The sequence below is a fragment of the Nostoc sp. genome (genome assembly GCF_036917535.1).
Taxonomy (GTDB): Bacteria; Cyanobacteriota; Cyanobacteriia; order Cyanobacteriales; family Nostocaceae; genus Nostoc.
This window is the reverse complement of sequence record NZ_JBALDA010000058.1, coordinates 1-16,561: the sequence shown is the minus strand read 5'-3', so window position 1 is coordinate 16,561 and position 16,561 is coordinate 1. Positions and strand designations below refer to the sequence as shown.

The 16,561-nt window shown below is 39.8% G+C and carries 12 protein-coding genes and 2 pseudogenes; 8 read left to right on the top strand and 6 right to left on the bottom strand.

Translation table 11 applies throughout. The features are described from left to right. Positions 1-243: 243 nt before the first annotated feature. From V7K56_RS19185 to V7K56_RS19155, 7 genes are all read left to right on the top strand, one after another. On the top strand, positions 244-1,092 hold the full coding sequence (locus V7K56_RS19185) for an alpha/beta fold hydrolase (RefSeq protein WP_334912591.1): 849 nt from the start codon (positions 244-246) through the stop codon (positions 1,090-1,092). 222 nt (positions 1,093-1,314) lie between these two features. Then, a complete protein-coding gene (locus V7K56_RS19180) occupies positions 1,315-3,036 on the top strand; it encodes a serine/threonine-protein kinase (protein WP_334912541.1) in 1,722 nt (573 codons plus the stop codon). Positions 3,037-3,077: 41 nt separating this feature from the next. Beyond that, on the top strand, positions 3,078-3,287 hold the full coding sequence (locus V7K56_RS19175; protein WP_334912539.1) for a hypothetical protein: 210 nt from the start codon (positions 3,078-3,080) through the stop codon (positions 3,285-3,287). A gap of 322 nt (positions 3,288-3,609) precedes the next feature. Further along, on the top strand, positions 3,610-3,924 hold the full coding sequence (locus V7K56_RS19170; protein WP_322729522.1) for a YkvA family protein: 315 nt from the start codon (positions 3,610-3,612) through the stop codon (positions 3,922-3,924). A gap of 428 nt (positions 3,925-4,352) precedes the next feature. After that, the gene (locus V7K56_RS19165; protein WP_334912536.1) at positions 4,353-6,170 is read left to right on the top strand and encodes a tetratricopeptide repeat protein; all 1,818 of its coding nucleotides are present in this window, start codon (positions 4,353-4,355) and stop codon (positions 6,168-6,170) included. Between the two features lie 18 nt (positions 6,171-6,188). Then, complete coding sequence (locus tag V7K56_RS19160) at positions 6,189-6,869, top strand: hypothetical protein (RefSeq protein ID WP_334912534.1); 681 nt, start codon at positions 6,189-6,191, stop codon at positions 6,867-6,869. 28 nt (positions 6,870-6,897) lie between these two features. Next, complete coding sequence (locus tag V7K56_RS19155; protein WP_334912532.1) at positions 6,898-8,271, top strand: hypothetical protein; 1,374 nt, start codon at positions 6,898-6,900, stop codon at positions 8,269-8,271. Positions 8,272-8,294: 23 nt separating this feature from the next. Here the strand turns inward: V7K56_RS19155 and V7K56_RS19150 are convergent. From V7K56_RS19150 to V7K56_RS19125, 6 genes and pseudogenes are all read right to left on the bottom strand, one after another. After that, positions 8,295-8,435, bottom strand: a pseudogene (locus V7K56_RS19150) (hypothetical protein); the annotation flags it as partial. A gap of 16 nt (positions 8,436-8,451) precedes the next feature. Continuing rightward, positions 8,452-8,838, bottom strand: coding sequence for a DUF3368 domain-containing protein (locus V7K56_RS19145; protein ID WP_334912528.1), 387 nt, complete (start codon positions 8,836-8,838; stop codon positions 8,452-8,454). Positions 8,839-8,902: 64 nt separating this feature from the next. Beyond that, on the bottom strand, positions 8,903-9,121 hold the full coding sequence (locus V7K56_RS19140) for a UPF0175 family protein (protein ID WP_334912526.1): 219 nt from the start codon (positions 9,119-9,121) through the stop codon (positions 8,903-8,905). A 93-nt stretch (positions 9,122-9,214) separates the two neighbouring features. After that, a complete protein-coding gene (locus V7K56_RS19135; protein ID WP_334912524.1) occupies positions 9,215-12,427 on the bottom strand; it encodes a glycoside hydrolase family 15 protein in 3,213 nt (1,070 codons plus the stop codon). A 572-nt stretch (positions 12,428-12,999) separates the two neighbouring features. After that, a pseudogene (locus tag V7K56_RS19130) lies at positions 13,000-13,089 on the bottom strand (ABC transporter ATP-binding protein); the annotation flags it as partial. 156 nt (positions 13,090-13,245) lie between these two features. Beyond that, positions 13,246-14,280 (bottom strand): fatty acid desaturase family protein, encoded by a 1,035-nt coding sequence (locus V7K56_RS19125; RefSeq protein ID WP_334912522.1) that lies wholly within the window; start codon positions 14,278-14,280, stop codon positions 13,246-13,248. A gap of 752 nt (positions 14,281-15,032) precedes the next feature. Between V7K56_RS19125 and mgtE the strand changes: the two genes are divergently transcribed. Next, positions 15,033-16,385, top strand: coding sequence for a magnesium transporter (mgtE, locus tag V7K56_RS19120; RefSeq protein WP_334912520.1), 1,353 nt, complete (start codon positions 15,033-15,035; stop codon positions 16,383-16,385). The last annotated feature ends 176 nt before the right edge of the window (positions 16,386-16,561 follow it).

Sequence of the window (16,561 nt, the reverse complement as noted above, 5' to 3'; positions counted from 1 at the left end):
ATTAGCCTCATTATTTCGTGTCAATTGGTACAATCCTCAGAGTCATAAAGTGGTAAATGGTAACAATTGAATTGGGTATGGGGCATTGGCCAAACAGGGCATGAAGAAGAGACAAGGTAGAGGGGGGAGACAAGGCAGAGATTTGTTCAATAATTCCCCTTTGTCCCCCTTGTCTTTTCTGCCCCCTATCTTCTTTGGCTGTACCATATAAACGCAAAACTATCTAAGCCTGGATGTGCAATGATGCCTGTACGTCAAACTTTATCAAAGCCTGATATCCAACTTTCTTATTTAGAATGGAATCAAGGTCAAGAACCTTTACTGCTGTTACATGGCTTAGGCGATCATGCTCTGGTGTGGTCTAGTTTAGGAAATTACTTGGCGGCGGATTACCACATAGTTGCGCCAGATATGCGCGGACATGGCCAAAGTAGTAAACCAGAGATAGATTATAGCTTTGAGAGTGCGATCGCAGACCTTGAAGCGCTTATGGATAGTCTTGGATGGACTTTTGCCCATATTGTAAGTCACTCTTGGACAGGTAAATTAGCCGTCATCTGGGCAAGACAAAACCCAAAGCGTTTACGGAGTATAATTCTCGTCGATCCGATTTTTATCTGGAAAATGCCCAGTCTTCTCAGGGTAACTTTCCCAATGTTATATCGCTTCTTGCCTTTTCTTAAAAGCATGGGGCCCTTTGCCAGTCAAGAAGAAGCCGAACAACAAGCACGGCAATTAAAGCAATATCAAGGATGGACTTCTTTACAGCAGCAAGTTTTCCAAGCAGGAATAGAACAAAAACCCGATGGGAATTGGGGCAGCAAATTTACCATAGCCGCTCGCGACGGAATTTTTGAGGCAGTCATGCAAGTGCCCGGTTTTACAATTCCCCTTGACACCTCTGCCCTATTCGTCCAGCCAAAACAAGGACTGAACCGCCAAAATTGGCAAATTCAACGCTACAAAACCTATCTTCAAAACTTACGTATCTGCCAAGTTCCCGGTAATCATTGGCCATTTTTGACACAACCAGAGGCATTTAACCAAACCGTGGCAGCTTTCTTGGCAGAACACAGATCAAAAATCTCATGATTATTAGACGGGATTAGTCATACAGCAACAGAAGAATTAATAGGAGCAATGTTTAGGGGGATTGGCCAAACAGGGCATGAAGAAGAGACAAGGTAGACAAGGAAGAGGGGGGAGACTTGGGAGAGATTAGTTCAATAATTCTCCCTTGTCCCCCTTGTCCCCCTTGTCCCCTGCTCCCGTGCTCCCCTGCTCCCGTGCTCCCCCACTCCCCACTCCCCTGTCATGAGCCTTTGTATCAATCCCATTTGCCCTAAACCAAATCACCCAAATAATCAGCAAAACCGCTTTTGTCAAAGTTGTGGTTCCCATCTAGAATTGCTAGGGCGTTATCGGGTGAGGTGCCTGTTGAGTGACAAAACAGGTTTTAGTAAAGTTTATGAGGCATACGAGCAAGATACCCCCAAAATTCTCAAAATACTCAAAGAGGATTTATCAGGCGACACCAAAGCAGTAGAACTATTTCAGCAAGAAGTAACGGTGTTGGGACAATTCAAGCATCCTGGAATTCCCAAAGAAGATAGTTACTTCCAGTATCAAACCCGAAATGGTTTAGTGCTACATTGCATTGCAATGGAAAAAATTAATGGCTACAACTTAGAACAGTGGCTACAGCAGCAAAATAGCCCCATATCCCAAGAACAAGCCATAGATTGGTTAAGACAGTTGATAAAAATTTTAGATGTATTACATAGCAAACGGTACCTACATCGAGATATTAAGCCATCTAATATCATGATTAGATCCCCCCTTGAGAAAGATTGGGGGAATTTAGTACTGATTGATTTTGGCACCGCCAGTGAAATGAATAAAACCTACCAAGACCAACTAAGCAATGGTGACAAGATGACAGCACTTATGTCATCTGGTTACAGCGCCCTAGAACAAATGAATGGTCAAGCAGTACCGCAGTCAGATTTCTTTGCTTTGGGACGCACTTTTGTGTTTTTGCTAACAGGATATCATCCTTTGGAGATGTATGATGTCCAGCAAAATTTGTTGCACTGGCAAAATCATGCTACCCATATTTCACCCTTACTATTAAATTTAATTGATTGGCTAACAGCGTCAGATATAGAAAAACGTCCTGCCAGTACTCAAGAAATTTTGCATTCCCTAGAAGAAATCGAAACTCAATTAACAGACACTACTCCGACAAATAGTAATATCCTAGAATCTTCTAACCTTGAACATTTAACTGGAGATATTAAGAACAACCCATTATCTCCCAGTAAGCAGCCAGAAAAAGCGCCAATATTAGCATTTTTTGCAGTTCTATTAGTAGTATTAGGATTACTCAGTATAGTGGCTTTAGCCACTCGTAAATCAGATTTCTCTGAAACATCTTATTACAGACAATATCCAGAAAAAAAAGGTAACATCGATTATTTTTCTTATCAAGAAGGTAGGGATAGTCAGGGAAGGATAGCTGAGTTTAATATAGCCGTTTTATCACGAAAATATAAATGGCTTTTAGGTAGCAAGTTTCAAATTCAATACAATGATGAAATTATTAGTGTTGACCTTTTGAAGTTGAACTTAGAACAAGAAGGTATAGAGAAGATAATGGAAGCTCCCAATGAAATTATCTCTGTCGGCACAGCTTCTTGTAAAGGTGATAGATTAGTTCAAGAACGTGTGGCTTTAGAACGTTCTAAACAAATACAACTTTTGGTTAAAAATTTATTTATTAATACATCAAGTGTCAAAAGTTATCGCTTATTGAATTTGGGTCAATTTCAACGGAGTGATTGTCAGGCAAATCAGGATTTAACTACCTATCAGACAAGTCTGATAATTATTGGTGTTAAAAGAGAATCATCAGGTGTTATTATTGACGAGGCGCTACGGAATAGGTTAGAAAAGAAGCCTTTTGCTGATTTTAAATTAGAAGATTATTCTTTGGGATCTGCACAGAAGTTTAAGACTATACCGAGCAATTTATAAAATCTCTAGCAAAGTAAAATCAGTATATAGGTATATCTCTTATGGGTAGAGCAGCAGATATCAGCACCAAGCGATTAATCAGCCTTGTACCCGAAAATTGGGTAAAAAAGGAGAAAGGCTTTGAATCTTATACCAATTCAATTAATGATTGCAACACATCATTAGGTAAAGACGCGATGAATCGCGTCTCTACAAACGATCTATTTGTCGCATTCTTTTTTCAAATTCATATTACTCGCCAACACTACTAGGAAAGGGGTTGTTCTTGTTCGGTCTATATTGGACTCATGTCTGTTTAGGATGAACCCGCTACCTACTTATTTATCTTTGTTGACAAATTACTAGTAGTGTAAGTTGCTAGTTAATTGTCCATAAACTGTATCAAATTTTGATACAGAAAGCTAGTATTTAAGTATTTTTTGTAACCTAAGGTAAAATTATATACTCAAAAGATGCTTTTTGATAACTAGCAACTTGGGTTGGTAGCATCTTCCCAACTAACTAGGACGGTTATTCGCACCGTGAGTTTTTAGCATAATTTGTCAAAATAAAAGATAACTGGAGGTTCAAAATATGAAATTTTCAATCCAATCACTTTACACCTGGTATCGCAGTGTACTTCGTAACCCCAAATACCGTTGGTGGGTAATTTTAGGAACGTTGGTCTATTTGGTCAGCCCATTTGATGTTCTCCCAGATTTTATACCCGTTGTGGGACAGATTGATGATGTTTTCCTTCTGACTCTGTTAGTTAGTGAGGTGTCTGGGCTAGTAATTGAGGGCTGGAAAGCTCGTAAGGGTGAGGTGGGTACTGAAGTACCTAATACTCCAGAAGGTTCTACCTCTAGTGCAAGCACCATTGATGTCGATGCTGTCTCTGTTAAGTAGTTTTAACAATAAAATAAAATTTAATAAACCTCTACTTTTGGCGTCTGCTCATAACTGCGCTCCTGAAGTGGGGGATATTTTTTTAGTCAATGGTCAATAGTTAAACTTAATTTAATGTGTTGGCAAACAATAGAGTGGGAAAGTTGCGTGATTTCATGTTATTCATAATTGCTGTTCTGTATTAACCCAAGTTGCTAGTTATCAAAAAGTGCCTTTACTTAAGTACAACATTTTATTTTTTGGTATTTAGCAGTACTTAAAAACTAACTTTTTGTATCATTAATGATACAGTTTATGAACACTAACTAGCAACTTCCGTTATTAGCGTTATCTAGTTATTCAAAATATTTATTTACATATGTAAATGCCGAAAATTTACATAAAAAGATATAAATTAAAGAAAATATAGTTTGTAATATTTTTGAATTGTGCGATCGCCTAAATTCTTAGCCTTCTTACTCATATTACCATTAGTAATCAACTCCCCAGTTGCTATTGCTCAAAGCACTAGTCAGTTATTCGACCAACGAAAAGCTGCTCACGATGCTAGAGACTACCAAAAAGCTGAAAATAACTGGCGTCAGGTTATTAGACGCGAACCGAGCAATGCACAAGCTCACTATAGATTGGGTAAAATATTACAGCAGCAAAAGCGATCGGATGAAGCAATTGCTGAATTTCGCGAAGCAATCAAGCTGAATTCTAAACACTCCTATGCTTATAATAGTCTTGGTACCGTCTTGCAATATAATCAAAATAAGCTAGATGAGGCTATTATTAATTATCGCAAGGCTATCGAACTTAACCCAAGTAATTTTTATGCTTATTGGAATTGGGGTAATGCATTAGTTGCTCAAAATAGGGTAAATGAGTCCATTAAGCTTTACTCTCAAGCACTCAAACTCGATCCACGTAATCCTTACAAGTACACGTCTTTAGGTAGAGCATATTATTTACAAAAGAATTTTAAAGCAGCCATTGCTGTTTATCGCCGAGCTATCGAACTTAACCCAAAGAATTTTTATGCTTATATAGATTTGGGTAATGCATTAACTAAACAAAAAAGGTTTAATGATGCAATCAAAGTTTACTTTTGGGCAATCCAAGTCGATCCATACAATGCTGATAGTTACATATCTTTGGGAAGAGTATATTATTTAAAAAAGGATTTTCCAAAAGCGATTAGTTTTTGTAACAAAGCTATCCCATTGTATAACATAGCTATCCAAAAAAGTCCCAAAGATCCTTATCTTTACAATGGCTTAGGTATTGCATTGATGGCTCAAGGAAAGCTGCAAGAAGCAAGTACTAAGTTACAACATGCTATTAACTTAGATCCAAATTTTCAAGAGGCTCAAAATAACCTCAAGAAAGTGGAACGACTGTTAGCACTTCAGAATCCAAAGCCTATCACAGAAAATACACAGCGATCGCCTGGAGAAAGAGTATCAGATGAACCTTATAAGGCGGTGGCTACAGCACTAATTGTTACTGAAGCAGCCTTAGTACTTCAGAATCCAAAACCTAACACAGAAAATACACAGCGATCTCCTGAAGAAGGAGTATCAGATGAACTTTATAAGGCGGCTACAGTGCTAATCACTACTAAAGCAGCCGATGGCAACTTGAGTCAGGGAACTGGTTGGGTATTAAAGCAGAAGGATAAAACAGTTTGGGTTGTGACAACTGGTCATGTAGTCAGTAACGAACGATTAAAACAAATTAGTAAAGATATTTTTGTGGAATTTTACAGTAGCAATCTCCCAGACGCTAAGCGTCCCCGATACCCTGCCACAATAGAAAAAATTACTAATTTTAATAATTCAGGACTTGACTTAGCAGTTCTTAAAGTTACAGAAGTTACATCTGATATAAAATCTTTTAATGACCGTCTCGGCGTCAATCTGCGTGGAACTCGTAGTGTCACAATTATTGGACATCCTATTACAGTTAAGTCCCCGTGGACTATTGTTTCTGGAAAAGTTATTAATCAAGACTTGCAAGCAAGAGATATGGATATCGATGCAAATCTTGCTGAAGGAAACTCTGGTAGCCCTGTAGTTGATGAACAGCAGCAGTTGATTGGTATGGTTGTGCAAATCGGCACGAAGCGCGATATTAGCCCCGATCCGCAAGAGTCAACCCCACCAATACCTGAAGATACAACTTCTACTAGGGGAGTTGGTAAAGCTTATCGAATTGATAAGGTGATTGAACAGCTGCGTAATTGGAACATTTTGAAGTAAACATCGAATGCTGAGTCTATGAAATGGCAACTCACACTTACAAGTCTATTGTTACTTGGCTTGAGTCCCCTAACAGCCCAAGCTTGCCTTTCAGGTAATCCCGAATCTCTTGCCTATATACGACGCGATAATAACCGCTGTGAAGGTTTACAAAAACGTAATGTTAGCTCTGGATTAGAATTGATTTCTTTATCAACAGGTAAATTAAATAGCTATCCCGATATTTTAAATATTAGACTCTCCGCGCTCGGCAATACAGCACCGGAATTACAAGTTCAATCATATTATCGAAAATACTTGTTGAACGAAATTAATCTTCAGTCTAGTGAAAATGGCTTTACCTTTCCCTTAGAGACAACTGTTCTAAAAAAAGCAGGTATTCCCAGTAATACCCTTCGGGCGATCGCTTACATAAATCGGAATGGAGAGATCACTTATGTTCCTGTAATTTTAGGAGAAGTTATAGGCAAATATGAGTTTGTAGTATATAGCTCTGAGCGTCGGAAATTTCATACAATTGAAATCCGCCACAAAGGCAAAGCGTTAGTAAAAGAATCTCGCAATATACCCCAACAAGGACAAATTCAGTTTACCTGGACTTATGGTGATGCTCCTAATGGCATCTATGAGCTTTACCTTAAAGACGATCGCAATCAGCCCTATACCTTTCGGTTTCAACATAATCCAAATTTGCTTTGATCTGAATCGATAATATTTTGCGTAATTAATGCCTCCAAATCCTAATCGCCCACAAATACCTAATACCCAACGTATTATACAAGCATTATCTTGGATTAAAAGAAGACTAAGAATAATATTTGCTGCAATCAGGTGGCTAACACTAGGCTTGCTAGGAATATTTGTAGAAGTGTTTAACTTTCTACGAAGGCAAAAACGCGATCGCATTTTAGCGATCGTATTTTTATTGATATCGGTGGCGATTATTATTGGCTATTATTACTTTCCAGGTAGCTATAACTTTGAAGGGAGCATTGTTGCTCAAGGCATGAGCTTTACATACATCGGACAACAAGAAAAGCTCATCTTCAATACGATTAGAGATATTAAAAATTTAGATATTCAAGGTAGACAACCCCAGGCTTTAGTCCTGAGAGGTCAATTTTATAGTAAATCTAATCCTACTCTTAATCAAAAGCTAAGCCAACTTAAACAACTAACAGTTGAACTTCCCTACGCAACTAGTCGCCTAATTCTGACTCCTGCAAATCTCAGTAAAAGCGAACTCTCGATTTTGGAGTTTCGGCTTCTACGTCAAAGCCGAGTCAGTCAGCTAGTGTACGAACCCAAGAATAATCAAATGTCTTTGTGTCTTCAAGCTGCTACTCTACCTCCACAAATCTGCGTATTCCCTGAAGAATTTTCAGACAAATTGGTTCTAGCAGAAAAAACATCACTTGGTAGCTTGAAAGTACAATTAGGACAAGAGGAACTGATTGTGAGTCTAGCCGGTATTAACCTACCAGAATTAGGTATTCGCAGTGTTCCTGATGCTTATCAGGAATTATTATTGCAGTTTAAACCAAATATTGATGAATTCCTTTTCTCCTTACTCACACCAACCTACTTGTCTATCAAACTACCCGATCCTGTTAAGCTCAATAAGTCTACAGCCAACGATGCTGCTGATTGGTTTCGTAGAGATTTGGAGGTGAGCGAAGTAAGTTTTTCACGCTTTGATATGAATGGTTATGTGAAAGATGAACTCCAAATTTCAACAATTTTGGAAGGAAAACTTCGCATGGGAGCGCAGATGATGGATATTCAACCAGAGCAGTTTTTGATTATTCCACCAGGACAAAAAGGAGTTCATAAATTGCGATCTATCCGTATTAATCCTCAACAGGGTTTACAAACGCTGATTTTAGGAGAAAGTAATAGCATTGCTGTAGGTTTATATCCAGAATTTCCTGTGCAAACCATCAAAACTACTTGGCTATCGAAGTACCTTTCCCAAGAGGCAATAAATGCATTATTAGCATTTATTGCCGCATTTACTGCTATTCTCTATCCTCGTCTTTTTCCTGAACCTGCTCAGACAACAAACGTGTCTCAACAACACAATCAGGGTGGTAATCCCTAAATGCAACAATACATTTATGCTAATTAAGCTGCACTGACTTCGCCAAATTGTGTTAACAAACGGAAGGCTTTGAGGATATAATTGGCACAATTTCTAGGTGAGGTGTTGTAAAGCGATCGCCACGCACTCGCTTTATTTTTGTCATAGCGATCGCTTCTATTTGGATCGTTTGTTTTCAAGCTACAATTCTCCAGGAAGGCGTAGGGCATTCTGGACTAAAGGCTCTGCGATGCGAAAATCTGCTGCTTCCAAAGCGGTTAGTAATGGTTTAATCTCAGCAATTACACTGTTTTGTTTGGCACGTAGCAGCATTCCCACTATTCCAATAACTTTTAAGCCAATTTGTTGAGCAATCCGGCGAGCATTTCGATCATCAAGAATTATGAAAACATCTTCTATTTCCATTGCCAGGGCTATTGCTTCTGCTTCCCCAGCATCAATTTGAGTTTTTAAAGTTGCAACCACTGCTAAATTTTTGACTGCTTGAACTGTTAACCATTCTGCCGATAACCCCACTTCGGACTCTACTGCAAAAGGTATAATTACTGGGAAAAAGACTTGAGGCAATATATCTAGTCTTCCAATCTGTTCCAAACCAATTAAACAGGTACTATTAGTAACCGTTTGTACCTCAAAGGTTAATCTCCTGTTCTAATTCCTCGGCTGGATAATTGATTATCGGAATTTCCATTTTTCCTAGTAACTCTATAAATGTTGGTTTGGAATAACCTGCTAATTTTGCAGCTTTTCCTAGTGATAGCTTGCCAATTTCAAATAGTTTAACTGCCAGCAATAATCGTGCCTCGTCTGTAGAGATATATGGGGGTAGTTCTACTGTTAGTTGACTCATGTTATTGCCTCTGCAAAATAATTGATATTAGGTTGTTCACGGGTAGACGTAAACTGGGTTTGTGAACATAGTGTAACGCAAGCTAGGCGCTAATTAAGCTATACTGACTTCGCCAAATTCCGTCAAGAACCTGAATGCCTTCAAAATATAACTAGCGCAATCTCTAGGAGAAGTATTGTAAAACGATCGCCACGCACTCGCTTTATCCTCATCATAGCGATCACTGCGATCAGCATGGTTTTCTAACCACGCCAATCGCACTGCATGTCCAATTAATACATCCAACACAATATATTCTTCGATTTGCAGCTTAGGATTATTAGCTGCGATCGCTCCTAATTCGATTAATGCTTCAATATTAACTTGGCGATATTCTGGAGCTTCGATTTTATTTAGCAAATGCTCAATTAACAGAGCAAAATTTCTTTCCCCTGCTGTCATTTCCGACAGCATTATCTCACTATCTAAACGATTGCGGCGCTCTAATTTATCGCCAATCACTAAACCCTTGCAATGTTGCATTAATAGCCAAACTTGCTTAAAAAATTCTTTTGGTACGCGCCCCGTCGCACCCTCGGCTTGGCGAAACCGCCGCCAACCACCCGGCGGAACTTCTATCCCTTCGGCGATTCCTGGTAAAACCACCCAAGCAATATCACTTTCTTTTTGTTTGACGTGGAGTGATTCTTGCTGGCGTAACAGGTTACTCATGCCACTATATCCAGTTAATACCTGACGCAAGCGCACTTTCACTTCAAAGGGAGAAAGTTGCATTAAGCGATCATAAGCTTCATCTTGAGTAACATGCAATTCTCGCGCTAGTTCGCTGGTTATCAACAGGATGAGATAGCCGACTCTCAGCGTTAGTAGTCCCTGAAATAGTTTGGGTTCTGAGCGAATTAAAATGCCAACATAGATTAAAATCTCTTGAGTGAGGACGCGATCGCGTATATCCTCACGACAAAAATGATTAATTTTATCGGCAATTTCATCGTGAGACATGGGTACGGTAATCAAGGACGCTTCACTGTAAGCTTTACCCACAGCAATTTGCTTACCTCGCACTAAAATACTCGTGACTGCATCTGATAGGCTGATATCAACCATTTGCCGTAACCCCGCAGCCCGACGCACTACTGCCCAAATGCCTAAATCTCCAGCTTTGGTGTAAACTTCGTCCAGTAAATCGCCTACAGTAACAGGATATCCTGGGCCGCCATATCCTGTATCAAATTTCATTCCCTGCAAGCGTGTTAAAGTTTGCAATAACTCAATTTGTTCGTAGATATTCTCTGATGAACGCAAATAAGAAAGTAATAATCCCAAGTTAGTTTCATACTCCATTTGAAATTCTTGGGTATGTCCTAAGCGCCAGTTTTTATCAGGATGATATGCTAGATAATAGCAACATGGACTAGCATTTTTCACAGGCGATCGCGAAAATTCTGCATTAGGGAGAAAATCAATTCTTTGGATTCCGGCTGTTAGCATTAACTGATTTAGCCGCCCTAATTTTACCCGCACCCCGTTACAAACACCATTTTTCAGTTCTTGCATCAATTCTAGTAATGCTTCCGAACCTGCTTCTAACATAGTGTGCGTTAACATTAAAGTTAAGGTAGGACGTCCTAAATCGCTCCAATATTTTTGAATGTAAGCTAGTTCGCTTCTAATTTGATCCAGCAAAAAATGGTAATCAAGGGTTAAGTAAAACTGTTGAGAGTCTGAGAATGCAGGCAAAAATACAATTGTTTCACCGCTAATCCGAAAGATTCTAGATGTTGTCAAACTCCGTAGCCGCCGCACTGGTCGCCCAGTTAAACCAAGTTTATTGTTACGTCCGATTTGGGTATAAATAGCAGAAAATTCTCCCGCTTTTCTCACTTGAATCGGTTCTACTTGGGCGGGTGTTTGCGCTTCAATTCCGTGAACTTCTAGTTTAATTTGTAAATCTTCATCTTCTGCTAACAAGGCAATTTGTACCAAGGCTTCGCGCTGTTTACCCACACACAAATGTCTTCCCAAAGGGTCGATATCACCAACCGCTATTAAACCTTCACTCAACATTTCACTGAGAAAATATAAACTCTGCGCCCATACCAAAGGAATATTTTCATTGGGCAAACGTGGTTGCGTTTGGGGTAAGAACCTTTCTGCTTCGATATTTTCTGCGGGAACATAATAAAGTTCTGGCAATAAACGCAAACCATCTTGTTCTATGAGTAATGATTCCAAAAGCTCTTGGTATTTTTTAACTTGTTCTTGTTCGCCGCGAAATAATCCATCTAGAACTAAATAAGTGAAAAATAACGGCCATTCGCATTCAATATGCTCAAATTGCTTGAGTTCCCACGGTTCGTAGTGCAAGCGATGATGATCTTCTAAAATGGTTTGGTGTCCATCGCGCAGAAAACGTTTGCAGCCGTATTTACCAGCAAGTTTATTGATAATATCGTTTAAAGTGCGATCGCGTAACTCCAAATCTTCTACTGCAAAGGCAGGATAACTAATAATACTTAACAGTGCTGCATCAATTTCTTTGGAACCAGATTCTCTTGGTAATAGTGATTCTAAAGTAATCCGGGCACGGGCGATTTCATCTGGTAGCACATGAATTACCGATGCTTGACTACCACGCACACCAAACAAATCCAGTCCATTGATAGCTTCTAAAGCAGCTTTTGCCATGCCTACAGAACTGGCATTTAACTCAGCACTACCACGATTAATTTTATTACCACGTTCCCAAATGCCGTAATCTGGTGTGCGGTAAGTTCGTCCAATATAGTAAACTAAATTTTGGACGAAATTCACTTCATCAATCGTATAAATTATTTGCAATCCTGCTGCTGTCATTTGCGCCAATATCAGCAAAAATATAGATGTGGCATCAAGTTGCAAATGTCCCCATTCATTATCACCAACAACAATGTCACCAGTCGCGGTATTATATTTGGCGTGCAGTCCATCTAGTAGCGACTGAGTATGTTTAAATCTCTCTACTTTATGAGCCTGTCGCATCATTGCAAAGAGCAACCCACGCATCAGTTTGATAACGCTGTGTTCTAATTCATAGGTGCGTCCTTCATCGTCGTCAATCTTGCGGTATGCAAGTCCTAAACCCCAAACTGCCAAAATGCTGTAAACATTGTCTCGCACCCAGGCATCTGTATAATCGCCGTGGGCTGTAATCGCTGTACTCGCGGGTAACAAACCAGTAATTGGATTCTGGCGAGTCAGGATGATCGTTTTAATTTGCTGGTAGTAATAGTCCAGGCGAGATAGCAATTTGGTAGATGTTTTCATGGTTTGGTTGAGAACAACTTGCAAAATTTGACCCTATGGCTGTGAAGCAAATTATCTAAACCAAGCCAGAATAAGTTCTGTAATGGTTAATGGGACAACAGCTAAGGGTGTGTGAGTTTATTATTATCGCCTGTTAATACGCTTCTGGGTACTGAATTTTAGCGATCGCTTCCTATACTGGTTATCATCCCTCGGCAATGGTAGCTGAGAATCCTTTCAAAAATGCTGCAATGCACTCCAACTTCAAGAACACAAACGCATCTAACAACGGTTACGCTTATTAGGACATCCTGAATCTTCACTAGACGGTTCCAAATGGTCGGCGGCTTCTTCAGCTATTGTTAAAATTAACTCGTATACTTCCGATTTTATACTGTGTGGTCAACGCAGTATCAGCTTACTCAAACAATTAGAAAAATATGGTATTGTAGTATCTATTACTCATCAGCCGAGAGGGGAGACGCCACCTTACATTCAATTGGCGGTGAATAACCCTGATGCGATCGCAAATAATTTTCCAATCATCAATGCGGGTGAAGTATCCACACGACTTGCCCAGATTCTACCTGATATTGTATATGCAAATTGATGTTTTTAAGTACAGTCAACAAACCACGTCTAGTTTGAAATTGTTTGTGGAGTTGATTAACTTCTAAATGCATACAGAATCGATTTGAGATTAATTACGAATTACGAATTACCTAATCTTCAGCCCACTTACAAAAAACGTGTAGTAACAACCGAAACATCAGGTCATTGGTTGACCTCAATCTTGACGTATTTGCTGCGAATATCGCCAATTTAGGCTTTATTTGGGTTTAAGGCGGTGTTAGAAAAGAGACACCCACTCCGCCTGTAAAGTTCTCCATAGAGAATCCGCCTTCCTTAGTACAAACTTCTCCCTGGTTTTTGCCTACACGAGCAGTTCTCAACGTATGATAGGTTGCGAACATTTGCCAAAATGAAATGAAATTACCAGCCGCTTCACCATAGTTTCCAGAAGCTTCGCCAAAAACACTCTTGTGCAACTGGGGCAATTCATGCCAGGGGTATCGCATATTGTAATGATGGGCATTATGATAGCCAAAGTTTAAGTAAAACAAATTCAACCAAGGATAGCGAACGGAAACAACATTGGAAAAAGTATTCTTCTGTTCGTAAATGCGATCGCGCTTTAGTGGCGTTTCTCCTTGAACCGTATACTCAAAAGTGTGGTGAAATGTTTCAACTAGGCGCATCATCGAAACAAAACAGAAATAAGCCAGGATATATAGCAAAAAGGCTTTTAATGAAACCAAGGCAAGTAGAATAAATAATCCAGCGCGATAGGTAAAGATGAATAGCGTTCGGACGCGCAAATGACGCTTCTTGGGGTTGATGAACGGTGAGGTGATTACATCAAGACGAATCAGGTATTCAAATGCAGGAATGTATAGCCACTCTAGCGTTTGAATAGTCTTTCTCAACCAAGGCGACCAGTTTTTTACGATTGCATAGTCGAATGGAATAAAGTCTGTGATCTGAATGTGATGGTTGAAATGGTGTTCGGAAATTTGTGACCAAGTTGCATAGCAAGCCCCATTCAAGTGCATCATAACTCGCCCCCAGAAAACATTGAGCGCTCGCGACTTGAAAACACTACCGTGAATAAATTCATGAATGAATACCGAGGCAATGAGCAAAGAGTGTGCAGTCAAGATCGCACCTAGTAAATTGCCCCACCAAGGCTGAACGAATAGTAATACAATACCAGAAATATACGCCGCAAAAACATAGATAAGTGCAACGAGATTTTTGATTAGCGACGAAATTTTTGCTCGGTTATATTGTTCAAGTGATTGTGAAATACTCATAAACAAAGAACTTAAAAAGTTTCAATGGTATTCTTCATTCTGTAGCTAATACTAACAAAAGTTTAGTAAATGAACAGGGCAAATGCTGGGTTATTGCCGATGTTTGGCTTTCCGACGCGGGTGCAATCGCTTTATCAGAAACTTTTATTGATGAACCAGCCCATAATTTACAAACATACAAACCGTTATTTCGGACTTTAGACTATTAGAAAAACTACTTTTAATTGATTCTATTAGTAATAATGATCAATGGAAAATTAAGCAATCATTTCATATAGTTATTGCTTCACAAAATATATTTGAAAAAGAGGCTAAACTAAAAAATCTAAAAAGTAAGAGTATCTCAATTTAGATTACTGAACCTCAAGCATTTGTTAATATGCAGTTTGCTAATCCCTTGTTTGGAGACGACTCTTTTTTTAGCCATCCGTATGGTTATTTATTAGCGATCGCCAGTTATCACAGATTATACAAGTAGCAAAACTTACTACGAGCGCAAAATAATTCCCCAAAAAATCCGGTTAGTAAGCTAAAAAATGTACATAAAGCTACTAAAAGTCTAAAAATTTCTCAGTATCTACCGGAGAGCGCTATTCCGGGTTAGGATGATGACTAGCAATCCTTTGATCTAGATATCGATATTGAATTGTTGAAATTTTATGGACCATAGTCCACAAGATGGCAGTATCAACCTCCTCTGAGCTGTGGTGAGGAAGTCTCCCAGCGCGGGGGAGACTTAGGAGATATATATTATGCTCACAGAAGATATTCGTGATTTGCTGAGTGATACTACCGATTTAAACCAGTTGAAATGGGATTTAAATCGCTTGCAACCTGTGGATGTGGGAGAATACATTACACAATTGCCTGAACAACAACGGGCGATCGCCTTCCGTTTACTCAACAAAGGTCAGGCAATTAATGTATTTGAATATCTGCCGACAGAGGTACAGGAAGAACTAATTAATTCTCTGCATGATGTCCAGGTGGTGCATCTTGTAGAAGAAATGAGTCCTGACGAACGGGCAGAATTGTTTGATGAACTACCTGCTGGGGTAATCAAACGGCTATTGCAAGAACTGAGTCCAGAACAAAGGCAAGCAACAGCAACGATTCTCGGCTATCCAGAAGGTACTGCTGGGCGGGTGATGACAACCGAATATGTTCGGTTGCGACAAGGATTGACTGTGGGCGAAGCCTTGAGCAAAATCCGCCGTCAGGACGAAGACAAGGAGTCGATTTACTACGCATACGTCACAGATGACAATCGGACACTGGTGAGAGTAGTTTCACTACGTCAATTACTGTTTACCTTTCCTGATGTTTTCATTAAAGATATTGCTAGCGCTCGCGTCATCAAAGTTAGAACTGAAACTCCTCAAGAAGAAGTGGCGCGAATTATGCAGCGTTACGACTTAATTGCGATCCCCGTAGTCGATCGAGAAGACCGATTGGTGGGCATTGTCACCATTGATGATGTCATGGATATTTTGGAAGAGGAAGCTACAGAAGATATCCAAAAACTGGCGGGTGTGAGTGGTGATGAAGCAGCTTTATCCTCTCCCTTACTCACCATCCGTAACCGCTTACCTTGGCTGTTGGGGATCATGGCTCTGTATATTGGTGCAGCCAGTGCGATCGCCCCTTTTCAATCTGTAATTGCCGCAGTGCCAGTTCTGGCAGTAATCATGCCGATTTTTTCTAACACTGGTGGTACTGTCGGTATTCAATCATTAACGGTGACAATCCGCGGCTTGGGAGTGGGAGAGGTAACACCCAAAGATACTCTAAAAATTCTCCGCAAGGAACTTTTAGCTGGTTTAGGTACAGCTCTGGCTTTAGCCACAACCATGATCCTGCTTTCTTTAATTTGGGCGCAACCCCAAGAACGATGGGTGGCTTTTATTGCCGGAATGGTAATGGCAACTAATACAATTGTGGCTGTTTCACTCGGTACTTTACTGCCAATGGGTTTGACACGGCTGAAGCTTGACCCTGCTTTGGTTAGTGGCCCGTTAGTGACTACAATGCTAGATACAATTGGGTTTTTAACGTTCCTCAGCTTAATTTCTTTAGCTTTAAACGTTTTCCATTTGCCAACATGAAGGAAATGGGGGATTGGGTATTGGGGATGGGGCATTGGGCATGGAGAATAGGGAATAGAGAATGAGTCTTTAATACTCGCTGACGAGTCTTTGATACTTGTGAATGAGTATTTGATACTCGCCGACGAGTCTTTGATACTTGTGAATGAGTATTTGATACTCGCCGACGAGTCTTT

Excerpts from the sequence above, each read along its gene's own strand:
- V7K56_RS19160 (WP_334912534.1), top strand. The coding sequence starts at position 6,189 with ATGAAATGGCAACTCACACTTACAAGTCTATTGTTACTTGGCTTGAGT.
- V7K56_RS19140 (WP_334912526.1), bottom strand. The coding sequence starts at position 9,121 with ATGAGTCAACTAACAGTAGAACTACCCCCATATATCTCTACAGACGAG.
- V7K56_RS19155 (WP_334912532.1), top strand. The coding sequence starts at position 6,898 with ATGCCTCCAAATCCTAATCGCCCACAAATACCTAATACCCAACGTATT.
- V7K56_RS19135 (WP_334912524.1), bottom strand. The coding sequence starts at position 12,427 with ATGAAAACATCTACCAAATTGCTATCTCGCCTGGACTATTACTACCAG.
- V7K56_RS19170 (WP_322729522.1), top strand. The coding sequence starts at position 3,610 with ATGAAATTTTCAATCCAATCACTTTACACCTGGTATCGCAGTGTACTT.
- V7K56_RS19125 (WP_334912522.1), bottom strand. The coding sequence starts at position 14,280 with ATGAGTATTTCACAATCACTTGAACAATATAACCGAGCAAAAATTTCG.
- mgtE (WP_334912520.1), top strand. The coding sequence starts at position 15,033 with ATGCTCACAGAAGATATTCGTGATTTGCTGAGTGATACTACCGATTTA.
- V7K56_RS19175 (WP_334912539.1), top strand. The coding sequence starts at position 3,078 with ATGGGTAGAGCAGCAGATATCAGCACCAAGCGATTAATCAGCCTTGTA.
- V7K56_RS19185 (WP_334912591.1), top strand. The coding sequence starts at position 244 with ATGCCTGTACGTCAAACTTTATCAAAGCCTGATATCCAACTTTCTTAT.
- V7K56_RS19180 (WP_334912541.1), top strand. The coding sequence starts at position 1,315 with ATGAGCCTTTGTATCAATCCCATTTGCCCTAAACCAAATCACCCAAAT.